The sequence below is a fragment of the Brevundimonas sp. UBA7534 genome, assembly GCF_002479325.1.
Classification (GTDB): Bacteria; Pseudomonadota; Alphaproteobacteria; order Caulobacterales; family Caulobacteraceae; genus Brevundimonas.
In genome coordinates this window covers 1-16,435 of sequence record NZ_DLMO01000035.1, presented here as the reverse complement: position 1 = coordinate 16,435, position 16,435 = coordinate 1, and the positions used below count along the sequence as shown (strand labels likewise).

Here is a 16,435-nt window from a genome sequence, read left to right as displayed (position 1 = left end):
CATAGAGGGGGTGCTGGGCGACCAGACCGCGACCGCGACGCTGGACTACGTCCCCGGCCGGGGCCGCGCCAAGGCCTATCTCCGCTTCGATTCCGACCCCAGCCGCGCCGCCGTCTCGGTCAAGGGCTGGTCGGCGCCGTGACCCTGGGTTAAGGTGGCCGCCTGTTCTCCCGGGGGCGGCAATCGAGCCGCTGAGATAAGGGTCCCTCCCTTGACCGGTCGAACCTGATCCGGGTCATGCCGGCGAAGGGAAGAGACACGGCCCCGCCCCCGCGCGAGGTCCTCCACCGCGCCGGCGGTCCCTCTTTTGAGAAGAGGCCGCCATGAACGTCCACGTCCCCGCCACCCCGGTCGAGCCGGAATCCTCCACCCTCCCTCTCAGCGAAGCGCGCAAAGCCGTCGCCGACAAACACGGCCGCATCCCCACCGGCCCGCGCGAGGGCGGACACAAGGTCTATGTGGCGGGCGAACTCTATCCCGACCTGCGCGTCCCCTTTCGCGAGGTCCGCGTCCACCCCAGCGCCAACGAGCCGCCGGTGACGATGTACGACCCGTCCGGCCCCTACACCGACCCCGACGCCCGCATCGACATCAAGCGCGGCCTGAACGCCGTGGTCGGCCCCGACTGGCGCCTGGCGCGCGGCGACATCGCCCCGGTCGAGGCCCCGCGCGAGGTCAGGCCCGAGGACAACGGCCACGCCTCGGGCCGCCACCTGGCCCCGCGCTTCGACACGGCGAACCACCGCGTGTTCAGGGGCGTGTCCGGCCGCCCGGTCACCCAACTGGAATACGCCCGCGCCGGCGTCGTCACGCCCGAGATGGAGTTCATCGCCATCCGCGAGAACCTGCGCCGCGAACAGACCGCCCCGTGCGTCCGCGACGGCGAGAGCTTCGGCGCGTCCATCCCCGACTTCGTCACGCCCGAGTTCGTCCGTCAGGAGGTCGCCCGCGGCCGCGCCGTGATCCCGGCCAACATCAACCACCGCGAGGTCGAGCCGATGATCATCGGCCGCAACTTCCTGGTGAAGATCAACGCCAACATCGGCAACAGCGCCGTCCTGTCGACCGTGGACGACGAGGTCGACAAGCTGGTCTGGGCCACCCGCTGGGGCGCCGACACGGTCATGGACCTGTCGACGGGCCGCAACATCCACAACATCCGCGACTGGATCATCCGCAACAGCCCGGTCCCCATCGGCACCGTGCCCATCTATCAGGCGCTGGAAAAGGTCGGCGGCGTGGCCGAGGACCTGACCTTCGACATCTTCGCCGACACCCTGATCGAACAGGCCGAGCAGGGCGTGGACTATTTCACCATCCACGCCGGGGTGCGCCTGCCCTTCGTGCCGCTGACGGCGAACCGCGTCACCGGCATCGTCTCGCGCGGCGGCTCGATCATGGCCAAGTGGTGCCTGGCCCACCACAAGGAGAGCTTCCTCTACGAGCGCTTCGACGAGATCTGCGAGATCATGCGCGCCTATGACGTCAGCTTCAGCCTGGGCGACGGCCTGCGCCCCGGCTCCATCGCCGACGCCAACGACGAAGCCCAGTTCGCCGAGCTGCGCACACTGGGCGAGCTGACCAAGGTCGCCTGGGACCACGGCTGCCAGGTCATGATCGAGGGCCCCGGCCACGTGCCGATGCACAAGATCAAGCAGAACATGGACGAGCAGCTGAAGCACTGCCACGAGGCGCCCTTCTATACGCTGGGGCCGCTGACCACCGACATCGCGCCGGGCTACGACCACATCACCTCTGCGATCGGTGCGGCCATGATCGGCTGGTTCGGCACGGCCATGCTCTGCTACGTCACGCCCAAGGAGCATCTGGGCCTGCCCGACCGTCAGGACGTCAAGGACGGCGTCATCACCTACAAGATCGCCGCCCACGCCGCCGACCTGGCCAAGGGCCACCCGGCCGCCCGCGCCCACGACGACGCCCTGTCGCGCGCCCGGTTCGAGTTCCGCTGGGAAGACCAGTTCAACTTAGGGCTAGACCCCGAGACCGCCCGCCAGTTCCACGACGAGACCCTGCCCAAGGAGGCCCACAAGACGGCCCACTTCTGCTCCATGTGCGGCCCCAAGTTCTGCAGCATGAAGATCAGCCAGGACATCCGCGACGCCGCGGCGGCCCAGAACGACGCGGGCGGGAGTTTGGCGGACGCGGAGGCCGGGATGGCGGAGATGTCGGCGAAGTTCCGCGCGGGGGGCGGGGTGGTGGAGGTGAAGGTGTGAGGGTAATCGCTTTCGCTCAGGCCGTCGTTGTGTGAAGGTCAGCCGAGAGAATTTCCGAGGATACGCAGTGCTCACCCGCATAGAAATCGACGGATTTAAAAGCTTCGAGAACTTTGGGCTCGACCTTCAACCGCTGACCGCCGTGGTGGGGCCGAATGCAAGCGGCAAGTCGAATTTGTTTGACGCTCTACGCTTTGTATCCCTGTTATCACAGACCGACGCACGATCTGCTATGGTTGATCTCCGGGGGCAACCGGAGGAATTGTTTAGAAGAACTCCGGCAGGCATCACCGACTGCATGACTTTCGCTTTGGAAGTCCTGTTAGATCGTGATGGCGTCGACGCATTCGGAACCGCCTACCAAACTCCCGCGCAACGTCTCAGATACGAGATTAGCCTCCAGCTTGTCAGAGGATCCGATGGTGTTCCTCGGGGAATTTATGTCCGACACGAGACGTGCAGACCGATCTCGCGGGCAGAGGATCGAGCGACTTACCTTAAGGGACGCAAGATCAACTATAACTCACGAATTGCACCGTTCATCAAAGTTGATGACACACAGGATGCTATCCTCGTGCGCCAAGATGGACGCCAAAAACATGGCCGCCCAATGCGACTATCTCTGAGAGAGGCGTCTCGCTCGGCACTTTCCACTATAACAACATCTGAGTTTCCACACCTCTATGCGCTTAGAAACTTTCTCCAAAACATAAGATTCTTGGAGATAAACCCTAGATCTGCCCGCGATGCCAACGACCGGCTTGTAGATAGAGAACTGAGATCGGACGCATCAAATCTTTCAGCAGTTTTGGCGCGACTTAAGGAAGAAACCCAAGAGCCAGCCCGGCCTAACGGCGTTTTATCCGATATCGCAGCTGACCTCTCTTCTCTAATACCATCCGTCAGAGAGCTTTCTGTAAGCGAAGACTCAGCACGTAGACAGTATGCATTTCGTTTAGGCTTCTCGGGGGACATGGATTTCAGTTCTAGAGTTATATCTGATGGCACTTTGAGACTATTGGCTCTACTAACGGTCCTTAATGACACGGATCGTAGAGGCACGTTATGTTTTGAGGAGCCAGAGAACGGCATCCACGAAGGTAGATTGCCTTTGCTTGTCGAATTTCTTAGGTCTGCCACAGGATATATATCAGATCCAGATGTGCCTCTGTTCCAAGTTCTTCTTAATACCCATTCCCCGAAAGTCATGGAATCCCTTCATGACTCAGAAATTGTTATGGCAGATAGTGTAGCAGAGGTAGACGCAGCCTCAGGAAAGCGCAGCGTTCGTACGCGAATGAGAAGCGGCGTAACACCCTCACCTGATCTTTTTGATCCGGAGAAACACCTTACAAGAAGTGAGATCGAGCGCGTTCTCCAAAATGTGACGGATGCAGCGTGACATACGTATCGTGGGGAGCCATTTATGAGGGCTCTACTGATCAGGCCTACTTCGAGGTTTTAATCCCGCGACTAATGGAAGATTTGGTAGTATCATCCCCCGCGAGGAACACGGTGATACCGGCGACACCCGCTGTTAGGCTAAAGAGAGGGGGTCCAAATGATGTGGCTGTCGCTGTGTGCGGTGAAGGCGATGCCTACCACCTGATTTTCATCCACGCTGACACCGGCGGGAGGGCGCTCGCGCAGGCCGCCGCCGGTACTGCTGAGGAATACAAGGCAGCACTCCTGGCACAATGTGGGTGGCCTCCGGAACGCTGTATAGTGATCGCTCCAAGACACGAAACTGAAGCTTGGTTGTTGGCTGATCCCATGGCCGTGACAGCGGTGCTCGGATACACAGGCAACATTCATGATGTTGGATTGCCTAGGAACGCGGCCGAAGCCGAACGCATTGTGGATCCAAAAGCTACGCTGAAAGCTGCTGCGGACGCTGTTAGAGGCCGTAGACGGCCGCAAAGCTCCAGCCAGATGTTTCCAGCAATTGCCCAGCGCCAGGACCTCAATTCTTTGAGGCATTCCGATTCTTTCAGGCAGTTCGAAAACCAAGTCATCGCGGCACTGCGCTCTCTTAACTGCATTCACTGATCTGTCCCTATCGGGAGATCCTGAATGCCTGCCATCCCAATTCCGCCGCTCCGACCGCTGAATTTCCTCGCCTTTCCGCCGCCGAACGCCAATCGACCTAACGCCCCTCCCGGCCGCCTCATAATGCCCCGGCCCCGCCGCTGGGGCGGATCGGCGTCGGAGGGGCGCATGCAAGGCGATGTGGACGGCTGGCCGGGCTATGGCCCCGGCGTCGAGGGGTCGGGCGCCGACGAGGGCCGGGCGCCCTATGACTATTGGGACGGCCGCCTGACCAATGAGGACTTCGTCGACCGGCCTTCCGAGGATACGCCGCCAGAGGCCGCGCCCCATGACGACGCGCCCCGCGACCCGGCGCGGCCGCTGTACGACGGGCGGCCCGTGCGCGATCCCTATGAGCGGGGCGGCGGCTATCGCCGGGTGTCCGAGGCGGCGTGGGCGCGGGCGCGCGCGGACTATCTGGCCGGGGACGCCGCCGAGACGGTGTGCGACCGGCACGGCCTGGCCCTGTCGACCTTTCGCGCCCGCGCCCGCTCCCAGGGCTGGCGCCGCATCGACCAGCCCGATCCCGAGCCGGTCGAGCTGGGCGCCGAGGAGGAGGCCGATCTGCTGGACTACGCCCGGATGGCGCGTCACGCCCTGGTGCGGCTGAACCGCGCCGTGCTGCGCGGCCGGGCCGCCGAGGCCGCCCGCTGGATGCGGTTGCACACGCGCCTGTCGGACCTGGCCCGCGCCGCCGAGGCGACGGCCGCCCCGCCCAAGCCAGAGCCTGCGCCTAAACCCGTGAAGGCTCCCGACCCCCAGGCGACCGCTATGGCCAAGGCCCGCACGGTCCAAACCCTGGTCCGCGCCGTCGCCGACCTGGACCCCTCGGACCCGACCGGCCGGCGCCTGATCGACAAGAGCCTGGCGGTTCTCGACGCCCTGGAGCGGGCGCCGATTTCAGACGATTCAGACTATTCAGACCCTGTTTTTCCGGCGGCGGAGTCCGAAACCGGCCCGCCGTGATTTTTCTCCGTTCGTCATTCCGGGCGAAGCGCAGCGAAGACCCGGAACCCAGCGGCGCCGAAGGCGAAATCTATCCGTCGCGCGATGTTTGAACGCTGATCTGCGACAGGTTCGCGCTCTCGCGCGCCGCTGGGTCCCCCGGTCTGCGCCTCTGCGCGGCTAGCCGGGGGATGACGAAAGGAAGGCCTACGCCTCGTCGGCGATCCGGCGCAGGGCCTGTTCGAACACCTCCGGCGGCTGGCCGCCCGAGATCAGATATTTGTCCTGGACCACCACGGCGGGCACCGAGGTGATGCCGCGCGACCGCCACAGCTCCTCGGCCTGGCGCACGGCCTGGGCGTAGCGGCCCGAGGCCAGCACCTCGGCCGCCTCGGCGCGGTCCAGGCCCGCGTCTTGCGCCGCCTGGGTCAGGACGCCGGCGTCGGTGATGTTCTTGTTCTCGGTGAAGTGGGCCGTGAACAGGGCGTGCTTCAGCGCCTTCTGCCGGTCGGGCGCCGTCTCGTGCGCCCAGTGCAGCAGGCGGTGGGCGTCGAAGGTGTTCCAGATGCGGCTGTCGGGGCCCATCCGCATGTCGAAGCCCACTTCCGCCGCGCGGGCCTTGATCATGGCGCGGTTGGCGGCGGACTGTTCGGGGGTCGAGCCGTATTTGCGACCGATGTGGTCGACGATGTTCTCTCCCTCGGGCGCGATCTGGGGGTTCAGTTCGAACGGCTGGAAGGCGATGTCGGCGGCGATCCCCTCGGGCTCCAGCCGCTCCAGCGCCGTCTCCAGCCCGCCCAGCCCCACCACGCACCAGGGGCAGACGACGTCGGAGACGAAGTCGATCTTCAGGGTCTTCGAGCGGGCGGGGGTCGGGGCGGTGTCGGTCATCGGCGCGGCCTTCTGGAACAGCAGGTGTTGCGATGGATATGGCGACGCGATCAGCCGGCGCCAGCCCCCGGCTCGTCGCTCAGCCCAGTTCGCGCGGCGCGCGGATGCGCCGCCAGCGGGCCTCGACGAAGGCGAAGGCGCCGAAGGCCATCAGCCCCGCCGCCGTCAGCCCCAGGATCCACGATCCGCCGGGCTGGGCCTCCAGCGCCTCCAGCGCCCCGGCCGTGCTCGTCACCTCGCCCGCGCGGGTGTGCAGTCCGGCCAGGATGACGAAGACGCCCAGCGGCAGATAGGCGAAGCCGCGCGCGCCATAGCCCGCCCGCGCCAGGATCGAGGCGGGCCGGCACAAGGCCTCCGGGCAGGCCAGGGCGGCGTCGAAGTCGTCCCGGAAGGCCCGGACGATGTTGCCGATCCCGACCGCCAGGACGACCAGCCCGGCCGTCGCCAGCAGCGCCCCGCCGAAGGGCAGGCCCAGCAGCATCGCCGCCTTCTCCTGGTTCTCGGCCACGCTTTCGGCCCGCTCCGCCGAGGCGCTGACCGCCTCGCCGACCTCGTCCAGATACTCGAACACCCCCGCCGCCAGGACGCCGTAGAACAGCCCGCTCAGCGCCTGTCCCGCCCGCGTGGCCCAGCCCTTCAGGTCCGTCCCCTCATGGTCCGCGTCAAACACCGCCTGCAGCACGCGCCAGCCGACGAAGGCCCACAGGCCCAGGCCCAGCAGCACCAGCCACAGCCGCCCGAATGGCTGCTCGGCCAGCCAGCCCGCCGCCCCGCCGGTGCCGACCGCCGCCCCGATCCGGTCCGTCGCCGCCAGCAGGGTCAGCGCGCCCGCCGACAGATAGACAAAGCCCCGCGCGCCATAGCCGATCCGCGCGGCCCACTCGACCAGGGTCGCCAGCCTGGGCGTCCGCCGGGCCAGCGGCAGCCGGCGACGGGCGGTCTCTCCCAGGCGGGCGGCGGCGCGGCGGATGGGGGCGAAGGCGATCATGACCGGGCGTCAACGCCGCGCCGACGGCAAAGGCTCCGCCTCTGTCGGCTTCCGACAGACGCCGGTCGCCGATCCGGCCTATCCTGCGCTGTCCGGGGCCTGAAATGCGCATCTACGAACTCCATTTCTTCGACGACGAGGGCCGCCGCCCCCTGCTCGACTTCCACGACGGGGCCGACGATCACGACGCCCTGCGCGCCGCCGCGGCCCTGCTGGCCCGACACGCCTCCTGCGCGGGGGTGGAGGTCCACGACGGCGATCGCATCGTCGGCCGACTGGAGCGTGCAAACCTCGGTTCGGTGTGATCGGTCGCGTACACAAGCCGCGAATTCAACGACTTGTCCCCAGAAACGGTCCGAAATTACTGCAACGCTGTGTCGGGTTCCGACAGACGCCTTCAAACAATCGCCGTATGCGCGAATTCATGCGTCACCATCCGCCGGGAAATCTCCTGCTCAGCGCCATGGCGCCCGAGGACCGCGCCGCCCTGCTGGCCCTCGCGACGCCGATCGACTTCGCCCACGGCCAGGTCTTCGCCGAGCCCGACGACCCCATCGAGCATCTGCACTTCATCGAGAGCGGCTTCTGCTCCTCGGTGGCGGTGCTGGAGGACGGGCGCACGGTGGAGACGCTGATGGTCGGACGAGAGGGCGTGCTGGGCGTGGTCGCGGCCCTGACCCCCCAACGCGCCCACACCCGCAGCGTGGCCCAGGTCGCCGGCTCGGCCCAACGCGTGGAGGCCCAGCGCCTGCGCGTGCTGGCCGCCCAGCGCCCCGCCGTCCGCGACAGCCTTGCCGACTACTTGGCCCGGCTGCAGGGAGAGCTGGAACAGTCCGCCGCCTGCAACGCCCTGCATCACGCCGGGCGTCGCTTCGCCAAGTGGCTGCTGCGCTGCCACGACCGGGTCGAGGGCGACACCCTGAACCTGACCCAGGAGTATCTGGCCTCGATGCTGGGCTCGCAGCGCACCACGGTGAACGAGGCGGCGCAGGGACTGCAGAAGGCGGGGGCCATCGCCTATTCGCGCGGCCGCATCACGGTGCTGGACCGCGACGCCCTGGAGCACGCCGCCTGCGAATGCTACCGCGCCGGCGACGTCTTCCGCCCTCGGGCCGGCTGACCCGTCCCAGCGCCGTGGCGCGCCTGCACTGGCGTTCGCGAGCACTTGCCTGTAAGAGGCGCCCCGAACACTCCCCCCATTTACCTGCACCTTTCTGCAGCGGCGCGGATATCCCGCGGCCGAACACAGTCCGCCCGAGCCCAAAATGAACCTGCGCAACGTCGCCATCATCGCCCACGTCGACCACGGCAAGACCACCCTGGTGGATCAGCTCCTGGCCCAGTCCGGCGTCTTCCGCGCCAATGAGGCCACCACCGAGCGCGCCATGGACTCCAACGATCAGGAGCGCGAGCGCGGCATCACCATCCTGGCCAAGGCCACCTCGGTGCTGTGGAACGGCAAGGCGGGCGAGACCCGCATCAACATCATCGACACCCCCGGCCACGCCGACTTCGGCGGCGAGGTGGAGCGGATCCTGGGCATGGTGGACGGCTGCGTCCTGCTGGTCGACGCCGAGGAAGGCGTCATGCCCCAGACCAAGTTCGTGCTGACCAAGGCGCTGAAGATGGGTCTGAAGCCCATCCTGTGCATCAACAAGGTCGACCGCGCCCACGCCGACCCGGACCGGGTGCACCTGGAGACCATCGAGCTGTTCGAGGCCATCGGCGCCAGCCCCGAGCAACTGGACTTCCCCCACATCTACGCCTCGGGCCGCAACGGCTGGGCGACGCTGGACATGGACAAGCCGTCCGACACCCTGGCGCCGCTGTTCGACCTGATCGTCGACCATGTGCCGCCGCCCCCGGTGGCCGAGAACGTCGACAAGCCGTTCCGCATCCTGAACGTGCTGATCGAGAGCGACCCGTTCCTGGGCCGCATCCTGACCGGCCGGATCGAGAGCGGCAAGGCGGTCCCCGGCATGCCGATCAAGGCGCTGGACCGCGACGGCAAGCAGATCGAACAGGGCCGGATCACCAAGGTCCTGGCCTTCCGCGGCCTGAAGCGCCAGCCGCTGGACGAGGGCTCGGTGGCGGGCGACATCGTCGCCATCGCCGGCATGTCCAAGGCGACCGTGGCCGACACCCTGTGCGCCCTGGAAGTCACCGAGGCGCTGGACGCCCAGCCGATCGACCCGCCGACCATCTCCATGACCGTGGGCGTCAACGACAGCCCCCTGGCCGGCCGCGAGGGCGACAAGGTCCAGTCGCGCGTCATCCGCGACCGCCTGCTGAAGGAGGCCGAGGCCAACGTCGCCATCCGCATCACCGAGACGCCCGGCTCGGACGCCTATGAGGTCGCCGGCCGCGGCGAACTGCAGCTGGGCGTTCTGGTCGAGAACATGCGCCGCGAAGGCTTCGAACTGTCGATCAGCCGCCCGCGCGTGGTCTATCAGACCGGCGAGAACGGCGAGCGTCTGGAGCCGATCGAGGACGTCGTCATCGACGTCGACGACGAGTATACCGGCGTGGTCATCGAGAAGCTGAGCCAGCGCAAGGCCGAGCTGCGCGACATGGGTCCGTCGGGCGCCGGCAAGACCCGCATCCAGCTGAACTGCCCGTCGCGGGCGCTGATCGGCTATCAGGGCGAGTTCCTGACCGACACGCGGGGTTCGGGCGTGCTGAACCGCGTGTTCAGCCACTACGAGCCGCACAAGGGCGCGATCGAGGGCCGCCTGAAGGGCGTTCTGGTCTCCAACTCCGACGGCGACACCGCCGCCTACGCCCTGTGGAACCTGGAAGAGCGCGGCGTCATGTTCGTGGGCGCCGGCGAAAAGACCTACCAGGGCATGATCATCGGCGAGAACAGCCGCTCCGACGACCTGGACGTCAACCCGATCAAGGGCAAGCAGCTGACCAACGTGCGCGCCTCGGGCAAGGACGAGGCCGTGCGCCTGACCCCGCCGCGCCGCCCCTCGCTGGAACAGGCCATCGCCTATATCGAGGAAGACGAGCTGGTCGAGGTCACGCCCAAGTCGATCCGCCTGCGCAAGGAGGTCCTGAACCCCTCCTTCCGCAAGAAGCGCGTCCGCGCCGACTGACCGTGGTCGACAACACCTGCTGCGAACGGATGGCCTACGACCTGGGCCAGACATGCGATCAACACGCGGACAGATTCGACTGCCCCGACGCTCTGATCGCCCAGGTTCGCGGCGGGTTCGGCCTGATTGTCCACGATGGTTCGAGCTCGATTATCGAGATCAGCTTCTGCCCTTGGTGCGGAAAAGAGCTGCCCGAGATCGGTCCGATCGATCTTTCGTCACTCCCTCCCGAGGAGGAGTGATTAGGGAGCCGCCGATGCGGCTCCCCTTTTTCGTGTCAGTCCATCAGCTGTTGAGCCAGATAGACGTAGTGGCGAGCCCAGCGCCGGGCATTGGCCACCGGGTCGGCGTCGTTGGAGTGACCGCCGGCGGTGTCCTCATAATAGAGATGGTCGTGGCCCTGGTCGCCCAGGCGGGCGGCGAACTTGCGGGCATGGCCGGGGTGCACCCGATCGTCGCGCGTGTTGGTGGTGATGTAGGCGCGGGGGTAGTCCACCTCGGGTCGCAGCTGCTGATAAGCGGAATATTTCGCGATCCACTCGGCTTCCTCGGGGATGCGCGGGTCGCCGTATTCGCCGATCCACGAGGCGCCGGCCGGCAGCTCGTGATAGCGCAGCATGTCGATCAGCGGGCTTTCGATCACCGCCGCGTTGAACAGCTCCGGGTGCTGGGTGATGGACACCGAGGTCAGGACCCCGCCGTTCGATCGGCCGTAGATGCCGAGGTGACGCGGGCTGGTGATGCCGCGCCGCTCCAGGTCGCGGGCGACGGCGGCGAAGTCGTCGAAGGCGCGTTGCCGGTTCCCGTCCAGCGCCGCCTGATGCCAGTCCGGCCCGAACTCGCCGCCGCCGCGGATGTTGGCCTGGACGAAGACGCCGCCGCGCTCCAGCCACAGCTTGCCCATCTCGGGCTTGTAGGCGGGGTTCAAACTGATCTGGAAGCCGCCATAGCCGAACAGAATGGTCGGCGCCGTCCCGTCCATCGCCAGGTCGCGCGGGCGGGTGATGAAGTAGGGAATCTTGGTCCCGTCGGTCGAGGTCGCCTCATACTGTTCGGTCACGTCGCGGACGGCGTCGAACTTGGCCGGCGCGGACTTCAACGCCGTCAGGGTGGCGGCGTCGGCGTCGGCCAGGCTGAGCGTCGGCGGAACCAGGAAGCCCTGGGTGGAGACGAAGACCTCTCCGCGCGACTTGGAGGAATCGCCCAGGCCGACCGCGAGGTTGTCCGGCACGGCGATGTCGACGCGCCCCCACGCTTGACCGCCCCGGTCGCTGAACACGGCCGCGCGGCCCCGGACGTTGTCCGTGTAGGCGACGACCAGACGGTCCGACAGCACCCGCACGTCGGACACGGCCTGGCGCGCCTCGGGGCGGAGGACCAGCTCGGCGGCGTCGCTGGTCGTCGCCGCGCTGGCGCTCGCTTCCCCGCGAAGCGCCGCCAGCGGCACGGCCAGCAGGTCGCCCGACCGACGCTCGCGGCCGCCGAACGACCAGTTCTCCTCGGCCGAGAACACCAGCCGGCCGCCCAGCACGCCGTGGATCGACACCCGCGCCGGCGTCGCCAGCTTCACCGGCCGACCGTTCGCCAGCTCCCATGTCTCGGACCGGAAGGTGTCCAGCGGACGGGTGATGATGACGGCCTGAACCGCCCCGTCCTTGTCACGATAGACCGCCGGGCTGACGCCGTAGCCGCCGTCGCCCTGCTCGCCGCGATAGACCTCGGTCGCCTGGGCCAGGGCCTGGCCGCGCTTCAACGTCTTGACGATGAAGGGATAGCCGGATTCGGTCATCGTTCCGGCGCCGAAGTCGGTGGCGACCAGAAGGGTGTCGCGGTCAAGCCATTCGATGCGATGCTTGCCCTCCGGCAGGTTGAAGCCGTCGGCGAGGAAGGTCTTGGTCGTGAGGTCGAACTCTCGCACGACCACCGCGTCCTTGCCGCCGTCCGACAGGTTGACCAGGCAGCGGGTCTCGTCCGGGGCCAGGCAGTCGGCCCCCTTGAACACCCAGTCCTTGCCCTCGGCCTTGGCCAGGGCGTCGATGTCCAGCAGCGTCTCCCAGCGCGGCTGGGCGGTGCGGTAGCTGTCCAGCGTCGTGCGCCGCCACACGCCCTTGGGATTGGCCGCGTCCTGCCAGAAGTTGCCGATCCCGTCGCCCAGGAAGGACGGCATGGGGATGCGGTCCTCGGCGGTCAGGATGGCCAGCGCCTCTTCCCGGAAGGTCTCGTAGCGCGGGTCGCCGGTGAGGGCGGCCAGGGACTTGCGGTTCTCCTCGGCGACGAAGGCCTGGGCCTCGGCGCCGTCCACCTGCTCCAGCGCCAGATGATCGTCCGCCGCCGCGACGCCCGCCGGGGTCAGGTCGCGGGGGAAGTGGGGCGCCGGCCCGCGCTGGGCGCTCTGCTGCGCCGGGGCGCCGGTCGCGACGGGCGCCGTGGCGCAGGCGCCCATCAACAGGGCCGGAATGGCGGCGGACAGGATCAGGTGACGCATGGCTTAAACTCTCCGCTCATCCCGGCGGAAGCCGGGACCCAGACCTTTGGGCGTTCGGCGCCGCCCGTTCGCAGTCAACCCCATCCCAGCCGCCGAAGCTCATGAAAGCACTGGGTCCCGGCTTCCGCCGGGATGAGCGGTTGGAAAGAAGACTATTCCTGCGCCGGCGTGTCCATCAGTCGGCGCGATAGGTAGGTGTATTCCAGCGCGATGCGGCGCGCCGTTTCCTGCAGGTTGGCGCCGGCCGCATGGCCGCCGTCCGTGTTTTCGTAGAACAGCACCGGATAACCCAGTTCCTCAAGCCGCGCGGCGGCCTTGCGGGCGTGGCCGGGGTGGACGCGGTCGTCCTTGGTCGAGGTATGGATGAAGACCTCGGGGTAGGGCTGGCCCGCGCGCAGGTTCTGATAGGGGGAATACCGCTCGATCCAGGCGCGCTGCTCGGGGATGTCCGGGTCGCCGTATTCGCCGATCCACGACGCGCCGGCCAGCAGCTTGTGGAAGCGAAGCATGTCGAACAGAGGCACCTGGATGACCGCCGCATTGATCAGGTCCGGGCGCTGGGTCAGCATCGCTCCCATGAACAGGCCGCCCTGGCTGCCGCCCATGATTCCCAGGTGCGGCTGGCTGGTGATGTCGCGCGCGATCAGGTCCAGGGCGACGGCCTGGAAGTCCTCGTGCGCGCGCTGGCGGTTCTGCTGCAGGGCCGCCTCGTGCCAGCGCGGTCCGAACTCGCCGCCGCCGCGCGTATTGGCGATGACATAGACGCCGCCCCGCTCCAGCCACAGCTTGCCGACCGTGGCCGAATAGCCGGGCAGCAGCGAGCTTTCGAAGCCGCCGTAGCCGTAGAGCAGCGTCGGATTCGAGCCATCCAGCGGCATGTCCGCCTTGTGCACCACGAAGTACGGGATCATCGTTCCGTCGGCCGAGCGGGCCTGATGCTGATCCACCGTCATACCCGTGGCGTCGAACTTGGCCGGCATCGACTTGATCTGTTCGACATCGCCCGTCGCGGCGTCCGCCAGCCACAGGCTGGACGGGTTCAGATAGCCGGTGACGCTGACGAAGACCCGGTCGTCGGTTTCCGAGGCCGAGCCGACGCCGACCGAGACGTTCTGCGGCAGGTCCAGGGTCGTGTGCGTCCATTCGGTCTCGCCGGGGCGATAGACCCGCACCGATCCGCGCACATTGTCATAGAGGGCCACGACCAGGGTGTGGCGGGTGGCGTTGATCCCTTCCACCGACTGACGCTCGGTCGGGCGCAGCACCAGCTGCGCCGGCGTCGCCGGATCGGCCAGCCAGGCGTCCAGCGGCCAGGCGATCAGATCGCCGGTCTGGAAGGCCTGACCCGACGGCGCGGTCCAGTCCTGCTTCAGCGAGACCACCAGCCGGCCATCGATCAGGCCGTTGATGTCCGACTTGGCCGGCAGGGCCAGCTGGACCAGAGACCCGTCGTCCCTCAACCGCCAGGTCTCCGACGAATAGAAGTCGACCGCGCGGTTGATCAGCACCGCCTTCACCGCGCCGTCGGCGTCGCGCAGGGTGTAGCCGGACACGGCCACGTCGGTCGGCTGGCCGGTGAAGATCACCGGCGCCTGGTCCGGCGCCTGGCCCCGCTTCAGCAGCCGCACCGTCATCGGATAGCCGGAATCGGTCAGGGTGCCCGCGCCGAAGTCGCGCGAGATCAGCAGCGTGTCTCGGTCGATCCAGGCCGCCCCGCCCTTGGATTCCGGCAGGACGATCCCGCCCTCGACGAAGGTGCGCTCTATGGCGTCGAATTCGCGCAGCGTCGTGGCGTCCTTGCCGCCGTTCGACAGGCTGACCAGGCAGTGGCGCTCCTCGGGGCCCAGGCAGTTGACGCCCTTGTAGACCCAGTTGGCGTCCTCGGCCGCGGCCAGGGCGTCGATGTCCAGGATGGTGTCCCACTGGGGCGCGTCGGTGCGGAAGCTGTCGACCGTGGTCTGGCGCCAGACGCCGCGCACGTGGTCCGCGTCCTGCCAGAAGTTGCTCAGCGTGCCGTCCCGGTTGAAGCCCACGCCCGGGATGCGGTCCTTGGCCTGGACGATGGCCAGCGCCTCCTGGTGCAGCGGCTCGTAGCGCGGATCGCCCTGCAGCACGCCCAGGCTCTTTTCGTTGTGTTCGCGCACCCACTGCATCGCCCGCGCGCCCTCGACGTCCTCCAGCCAGATGTAGGGGTCGGTCGCCTCGCTGGTGGCGAAACCCGTTGGGGCGGGCGCTTGGGCGGAGGCGGAGGAAGGGGCGGGCTGGGCCATGGCGACGGCGCTCAACGAACTGGAGGCGAGAAGGGCCGCGAGCGCGGCGGCGGACGAACGGATCATGGCGGGGTCCCCGAAAACGAAGGCGGCACCTTAACGGCGGCGGCCCGACCGGCAAGGCGCGGGTCCGATCCTTACGGCTTTGTCATCTTCCGTCATCGGGGATGCACAGCAGATTGCCGCAGGCCTTGCAGTGGACGGCGTCGGGGTCGTGCTTCTGCAGGCCGCAACGGTCGCAGGGGTAGGCGACCTTGCTGGGACGGATGAAGGCCTGGGCCAGACGCAGGAACAGGGTGATGCCCACCAGCATGATGGCGATGGACAACAGCCGCCCCCATGGCCCCGGCAGGGTCACGTCGCCGAAGCCGGTGGTGGTCAGGGTGGCCACGGTGAAATAGAGCGCGTCGACATAGCCGGCGATGCCGTCGTGCCCCCGGAAGGTCGCATAGACGAAGCCGGTCGCCACGAAGACGAAGGTCACCAGATTGGCCAGGGCGCGCGTGATCTCCTCGACGCGGGTGTCGTCGAACCTGCGGCCCACGGTGCGCCAGAAGAAGTCCGAGTTCAGCAGGGTCCACAGCCGCAGCATCCGCAGGAAGCCCAGGTTGAACAACCATGTGGGGAACAGAAGGGTCGCCAGGACGAACAGGTCCACCCAGACGATCGGCCGCTTCAGCCAGTCCTTGATGTCGGACCAGGCGTAGGCCCGCGCCGCCAGGTCGATCGCGAGGAGCGCGGCGATTAGATAGTCGATGACATAGAAGGCCCAGCCCATGTTCCTGAGGATCGGCGCGGCCAGGAAGAAGCCGATGATGGCCAGGTCGATGACGATGACCGTCAGCCGGAACCGCACCGCCGGCGGGTGCGAGCCCTGGTAGAGGTAGCGCAGCCTGGCCCGCAGGCGCAGCCCGTCGTCCCGCGGATGGCCATTGGAGTCGGCAGAGGCTTTGGTGGAGGGCAAATCGGTATCCGCTGGTCCCGGCTGCGCCGGCGTCCGTTGTCGGGCGCCACTCAATCGTCTGGCGCGCCGTCTGTCCAACGCTTCCGACCGCCGAACGGTCGAAACCGGTCAGAGATTTCGCCGAACGACGCATCCGACTATATGGCGAGGCATGACCTCTCGTCCCTTCGTCAAGATGAACGGCGCCGGCAACGACTTCGTCGTGGTCGATGCGCTGGCGCGGCCGTTCACGCCCTCGGAGGACCAGGTGCGCGCCCTGGCCGACCGCCAGACCGGCGCCGCCCAGCGCGCCGCCATAGGTCATCAGACGATAATAGCCCAGCCCGACGGCGCCGTCGGCGGCGTTCAGGCTCTGGCTCAGGTTCAGCGTTCCGTCCAGCGACAGGTCGCCGCTGACGTTGATGCGGTCGCTGAAGCCGGGCGCGCCCAGTTCCATATTGAGCATGGAGCCGGCCGCCAGCGTCAGGTCGCC

13 protein-coding genes, 1 pseudogene and 1 riboswitch are annotated in these 16,435 nt (G+C 67.4%); of the genes and pseudogenes, 9 read left to right on the top strand and 5 right to left on the bottom strand.

The window, feature by feature from the left end:
- The first annotated feature begins 160 nt into the window (after positions 1-160).
- Positions 161-270: riboswitch (TPP riboswitch) on the top strand.
- A 53-nt stretch (positions 271-323) separates the two neighbouring features.
- From thiC to B2U11_RS02385, 4 genes are all read left to right on the top strand, one after another.
- Entirely contained in the window at positions 324-2,234 is a 1,911-nt protein-coding gene (gene thiC / locus B2U11_RS02400) for a phosphomethylpyrimidine synthase ThiC (protein WP_292069648.1), read from the top strand.
- A gap of 67 nt (positions 2,235-2,301) precedes the next feature.
- The gene (locus B2U11_RS02395) at positions 2,302-3,636 is read left to right on the top strand and encodes an AAA family ATPase (protein ID WP_292069647.1); all 1,335 of its coding nucleotides are present in this window, start codon (positions 2,302-2,304) and stop codon (positions 3,634-3,636) included.
- Entirely contained in the window at positions 3,633-4,283 is a 651-nt protein-coding gene (locus tag B2U11_RS02390; protein WP_292069645.1) for a DUF4276 family protein, read from the top strand. Before B2U11_RS02395 ends, B2U11_RS02390 begins: the two co-directional genes overlap by 4 nt.
- Positions 4,284-4,451: 168 nt before the next feature.
- A complete protein-coding gene (locus B2U11_RS02385; RefSeq protein ID WP_292069644.1) occupies positions 4,452-5,288 on the top strand; it encodes a hypothetical protein in 837 nt (278 codons plus the stop codon).
- 186 nt (positions 5,289-5,474) lie between these two features.
- Here the strand turns inward: B2U11_RS02385 and B2U11_RS02380 are convergent, their stop codons facing one another.
- Together B2U11_RS02380 and B2U11_RS02375 are read right to left on the bottom strand one after the other, a co-directional pair.
- On the bottom strand, positions 5,475-6,158 hold the full coding sequence (locus tag B2U11_RS02380) for a DsbA family oxidoreductase (RefSeq protein WP_292069641.1): 684 nt from the start codon (positions 6,156-6,158) through the stop codon (positions 5,475-5,477).
- Between the two features lie 79 nt (positions 6,159-6,237).
- Positions 6,238-7,146 carry a DUF1206 domain-containing protein gene (locus tag B2U11_RS02375; RefSeq protein WP_292069639.1) on the bottom strand — a complete coding sequence of 303 codons (909 nt, stop codon included), beginning with the start codon at positions 7,144-7,146 and terminating at the stop codon, positions 6,238-6,240.
- Between the two features lie 104 nt (positions 7,147-7,250).
- Between B2U11_RS02375 and B2U11_RS02370 the strand changes: the two genes are divergently transcribed.
- The 4 genes from B2U11_RS02370 to B2U11_RS02355 all read left to right on the top strand — a co-directional run bounded on the left by B2U11_RS02370 (position 7,251) and on the right by B2U11_RS02355 (position 10,486).
- Positions 7,251-7,451, top strand: a complete 201-nt coding sequence (locus B2U11_RS02370) for a hypothetical protein (protein ID WP_288760176.1) — start codon at positions 7,251-7,253, stop codon at positions 7,449-7,451.
- A 119-nt stretch (positions 7,452-7,570) separates the two neighbouring features.
- Entirely contained in the window at positions 7,571-8,266 is a 696-nt protein-coding gene (locus B2U11_RS02365) for a Crp/Fnr family transcriptional regulator (protein WP_292069631.1), read from the top strand.
- 145 nt (positions 8,267-8,411) lie between these two features.
- Positions 8,412-10,244 carry a translational GTPase TypA gene (gene typA / locus B2U11_RS02360; protein ID WP_292069628.1) on the top strand — a complete coding sequence of 611 codons (1,833 nt, stop codon included), beginning with the start codon at positions 8,412-8,414 and terminating at the stop codon, positions 10,242-10,244.
- A gap of 2 nt (positions 10,245-10,246) precedes the next feature.
- Positions 10,247-10,486 carry a DUF6980 family protein gene (locus B2U11_RS02355; protein ID WP_292069626.1) on the top strand — a complete coding sequence of 80 codons (240 nt, stop codon included), beginning with the start codon at positions 10,247-10,249 and terminating at the stop codon, positions 10,484-10,486.
- Between the two features lie 35 nt (positions 10,487-10,521).
- Here the strand turns inward: B2U11_RS02355 and B2U11_RS02350 are convergent, their stop codons facing one another.
- From B2U11_RS02350 to B2U11_RS02340, 3 genes are all read right to left on the bottom strand, one after another.
- Positions 10,522-12,729: a prolyl oligopeptidase family serine peptidase gene (locus B2U11_RS02350; protein WP_292069624.1), complete on the bottom strand. Its 2,208-nt coding sequence runs from the start codon at positions 12,727-12,729 to the stop codon at positions 10,522-10,524.
- Positions 12,730-12,881: 152 nt separating this feature from the next.
- The gene (locus B2U11_RS02345; RefSeq protein ID WP_292069622.1) at positions 12,882-15,065 is read right to left on the bottom strand and encodes a prolyl oligopeptidase family serine peptidase; all 2,184 of its coding nucleotides are present in this window, start codon (positions 15,063-15,065) and stop codon (positions 12,882-12,884) included.
- 82 nt (positions 15,066-15,147) lie between these two features.
- A complete protein-coding gene (locus B2U11_RS02340) occupies positions 15,148-15,963 on the bottom strand; it encodes a potassium channel family protein (protein WP_292069620.1) in 816 nt (271 codons plus the stop codon).
- A gap of 151 nt (positions 15,964-16,114) precedes the next feature.
- On the opposite strand from B2U11_RS02340, the pseudogene B2U11_RS02335 reads away from it, so the two are divergent.
- Positions 16,115-16,435 (top strand): annotated as a pseudogene (locus B2U11_RS02335) (hypothetical protein); the annotation flags it as partial.

What these genes read in the sequence shown, in the direction of transcription:
- thiC (WP_292069648.1), top strand. Translation starts at nt 324, where the DNA reads ATGAACGTCCACGTCCCCGCCACCCCGGTCGAGCCGGAATCCTCCACC.
- B2U11_RS02385 (WP_292069644.1), top strand. Translation starts at nt 4,452, where the DNA reads ATGCAAGGCGATGTGGACGGCTGGCCGGGCTATGGCCCCGGCGTCGAG.
- B2U11_RS02380 (WP_292069641.1), bottom strand. Translation starts at nt 6,158, where the DNA reads ATGACCGACACCGCCCCGACCCCCGCCCGCTCGAAGACCCTGAAGATC.
- B2U11_RS02375 (WP_292069639.1), bottom strand. Translation starts at nt 7,146, where the DNA reads ATGATCGCCTTCGCCCCCATCCGCCGCGCCGCCGCCCGCCTGGGAGAG.
- B2U11_RS02370 (WP_288760176.1), top strand. Translation starts at nt 7,251, where the DNA reads ATGCGCATCTACGAACTCCATTTCTTCGACGACGAGGGCCGCCGCCCC.
- B2U11_RS02365 (WP_292069631.1), top strand. Translation starts at nt 7,571, where the DNA reads ATGCGTCACCATCCGCCGGGAAATCTCCTGCTCAGCGCCATGGCGCCC.
- typA (WP_292069628.1), top strand. Translation starts at nt 8,412, where the DNA reads ATGAACCTGCGCAACGTCGCCATCATCGCCCACGTCGACCACGGCAAG.
- B2U11_RS02350 (WP_292069624.1), bottom strand. Translation starts at nt 12,729, where the DNA reads ATGCGTCACCTGATCCTGTCCGCCGCCATTCCGGCCCTGTTGATGGGC.
- B2U11_RS02345 (WP_292069622.1), bottom strand. Translation starts at nt 15,065, where the DNA reads ATGATCCGTTCGTCCGCCGCCGCGCTCGCGGCCCTTCTCGCCTCCAGT.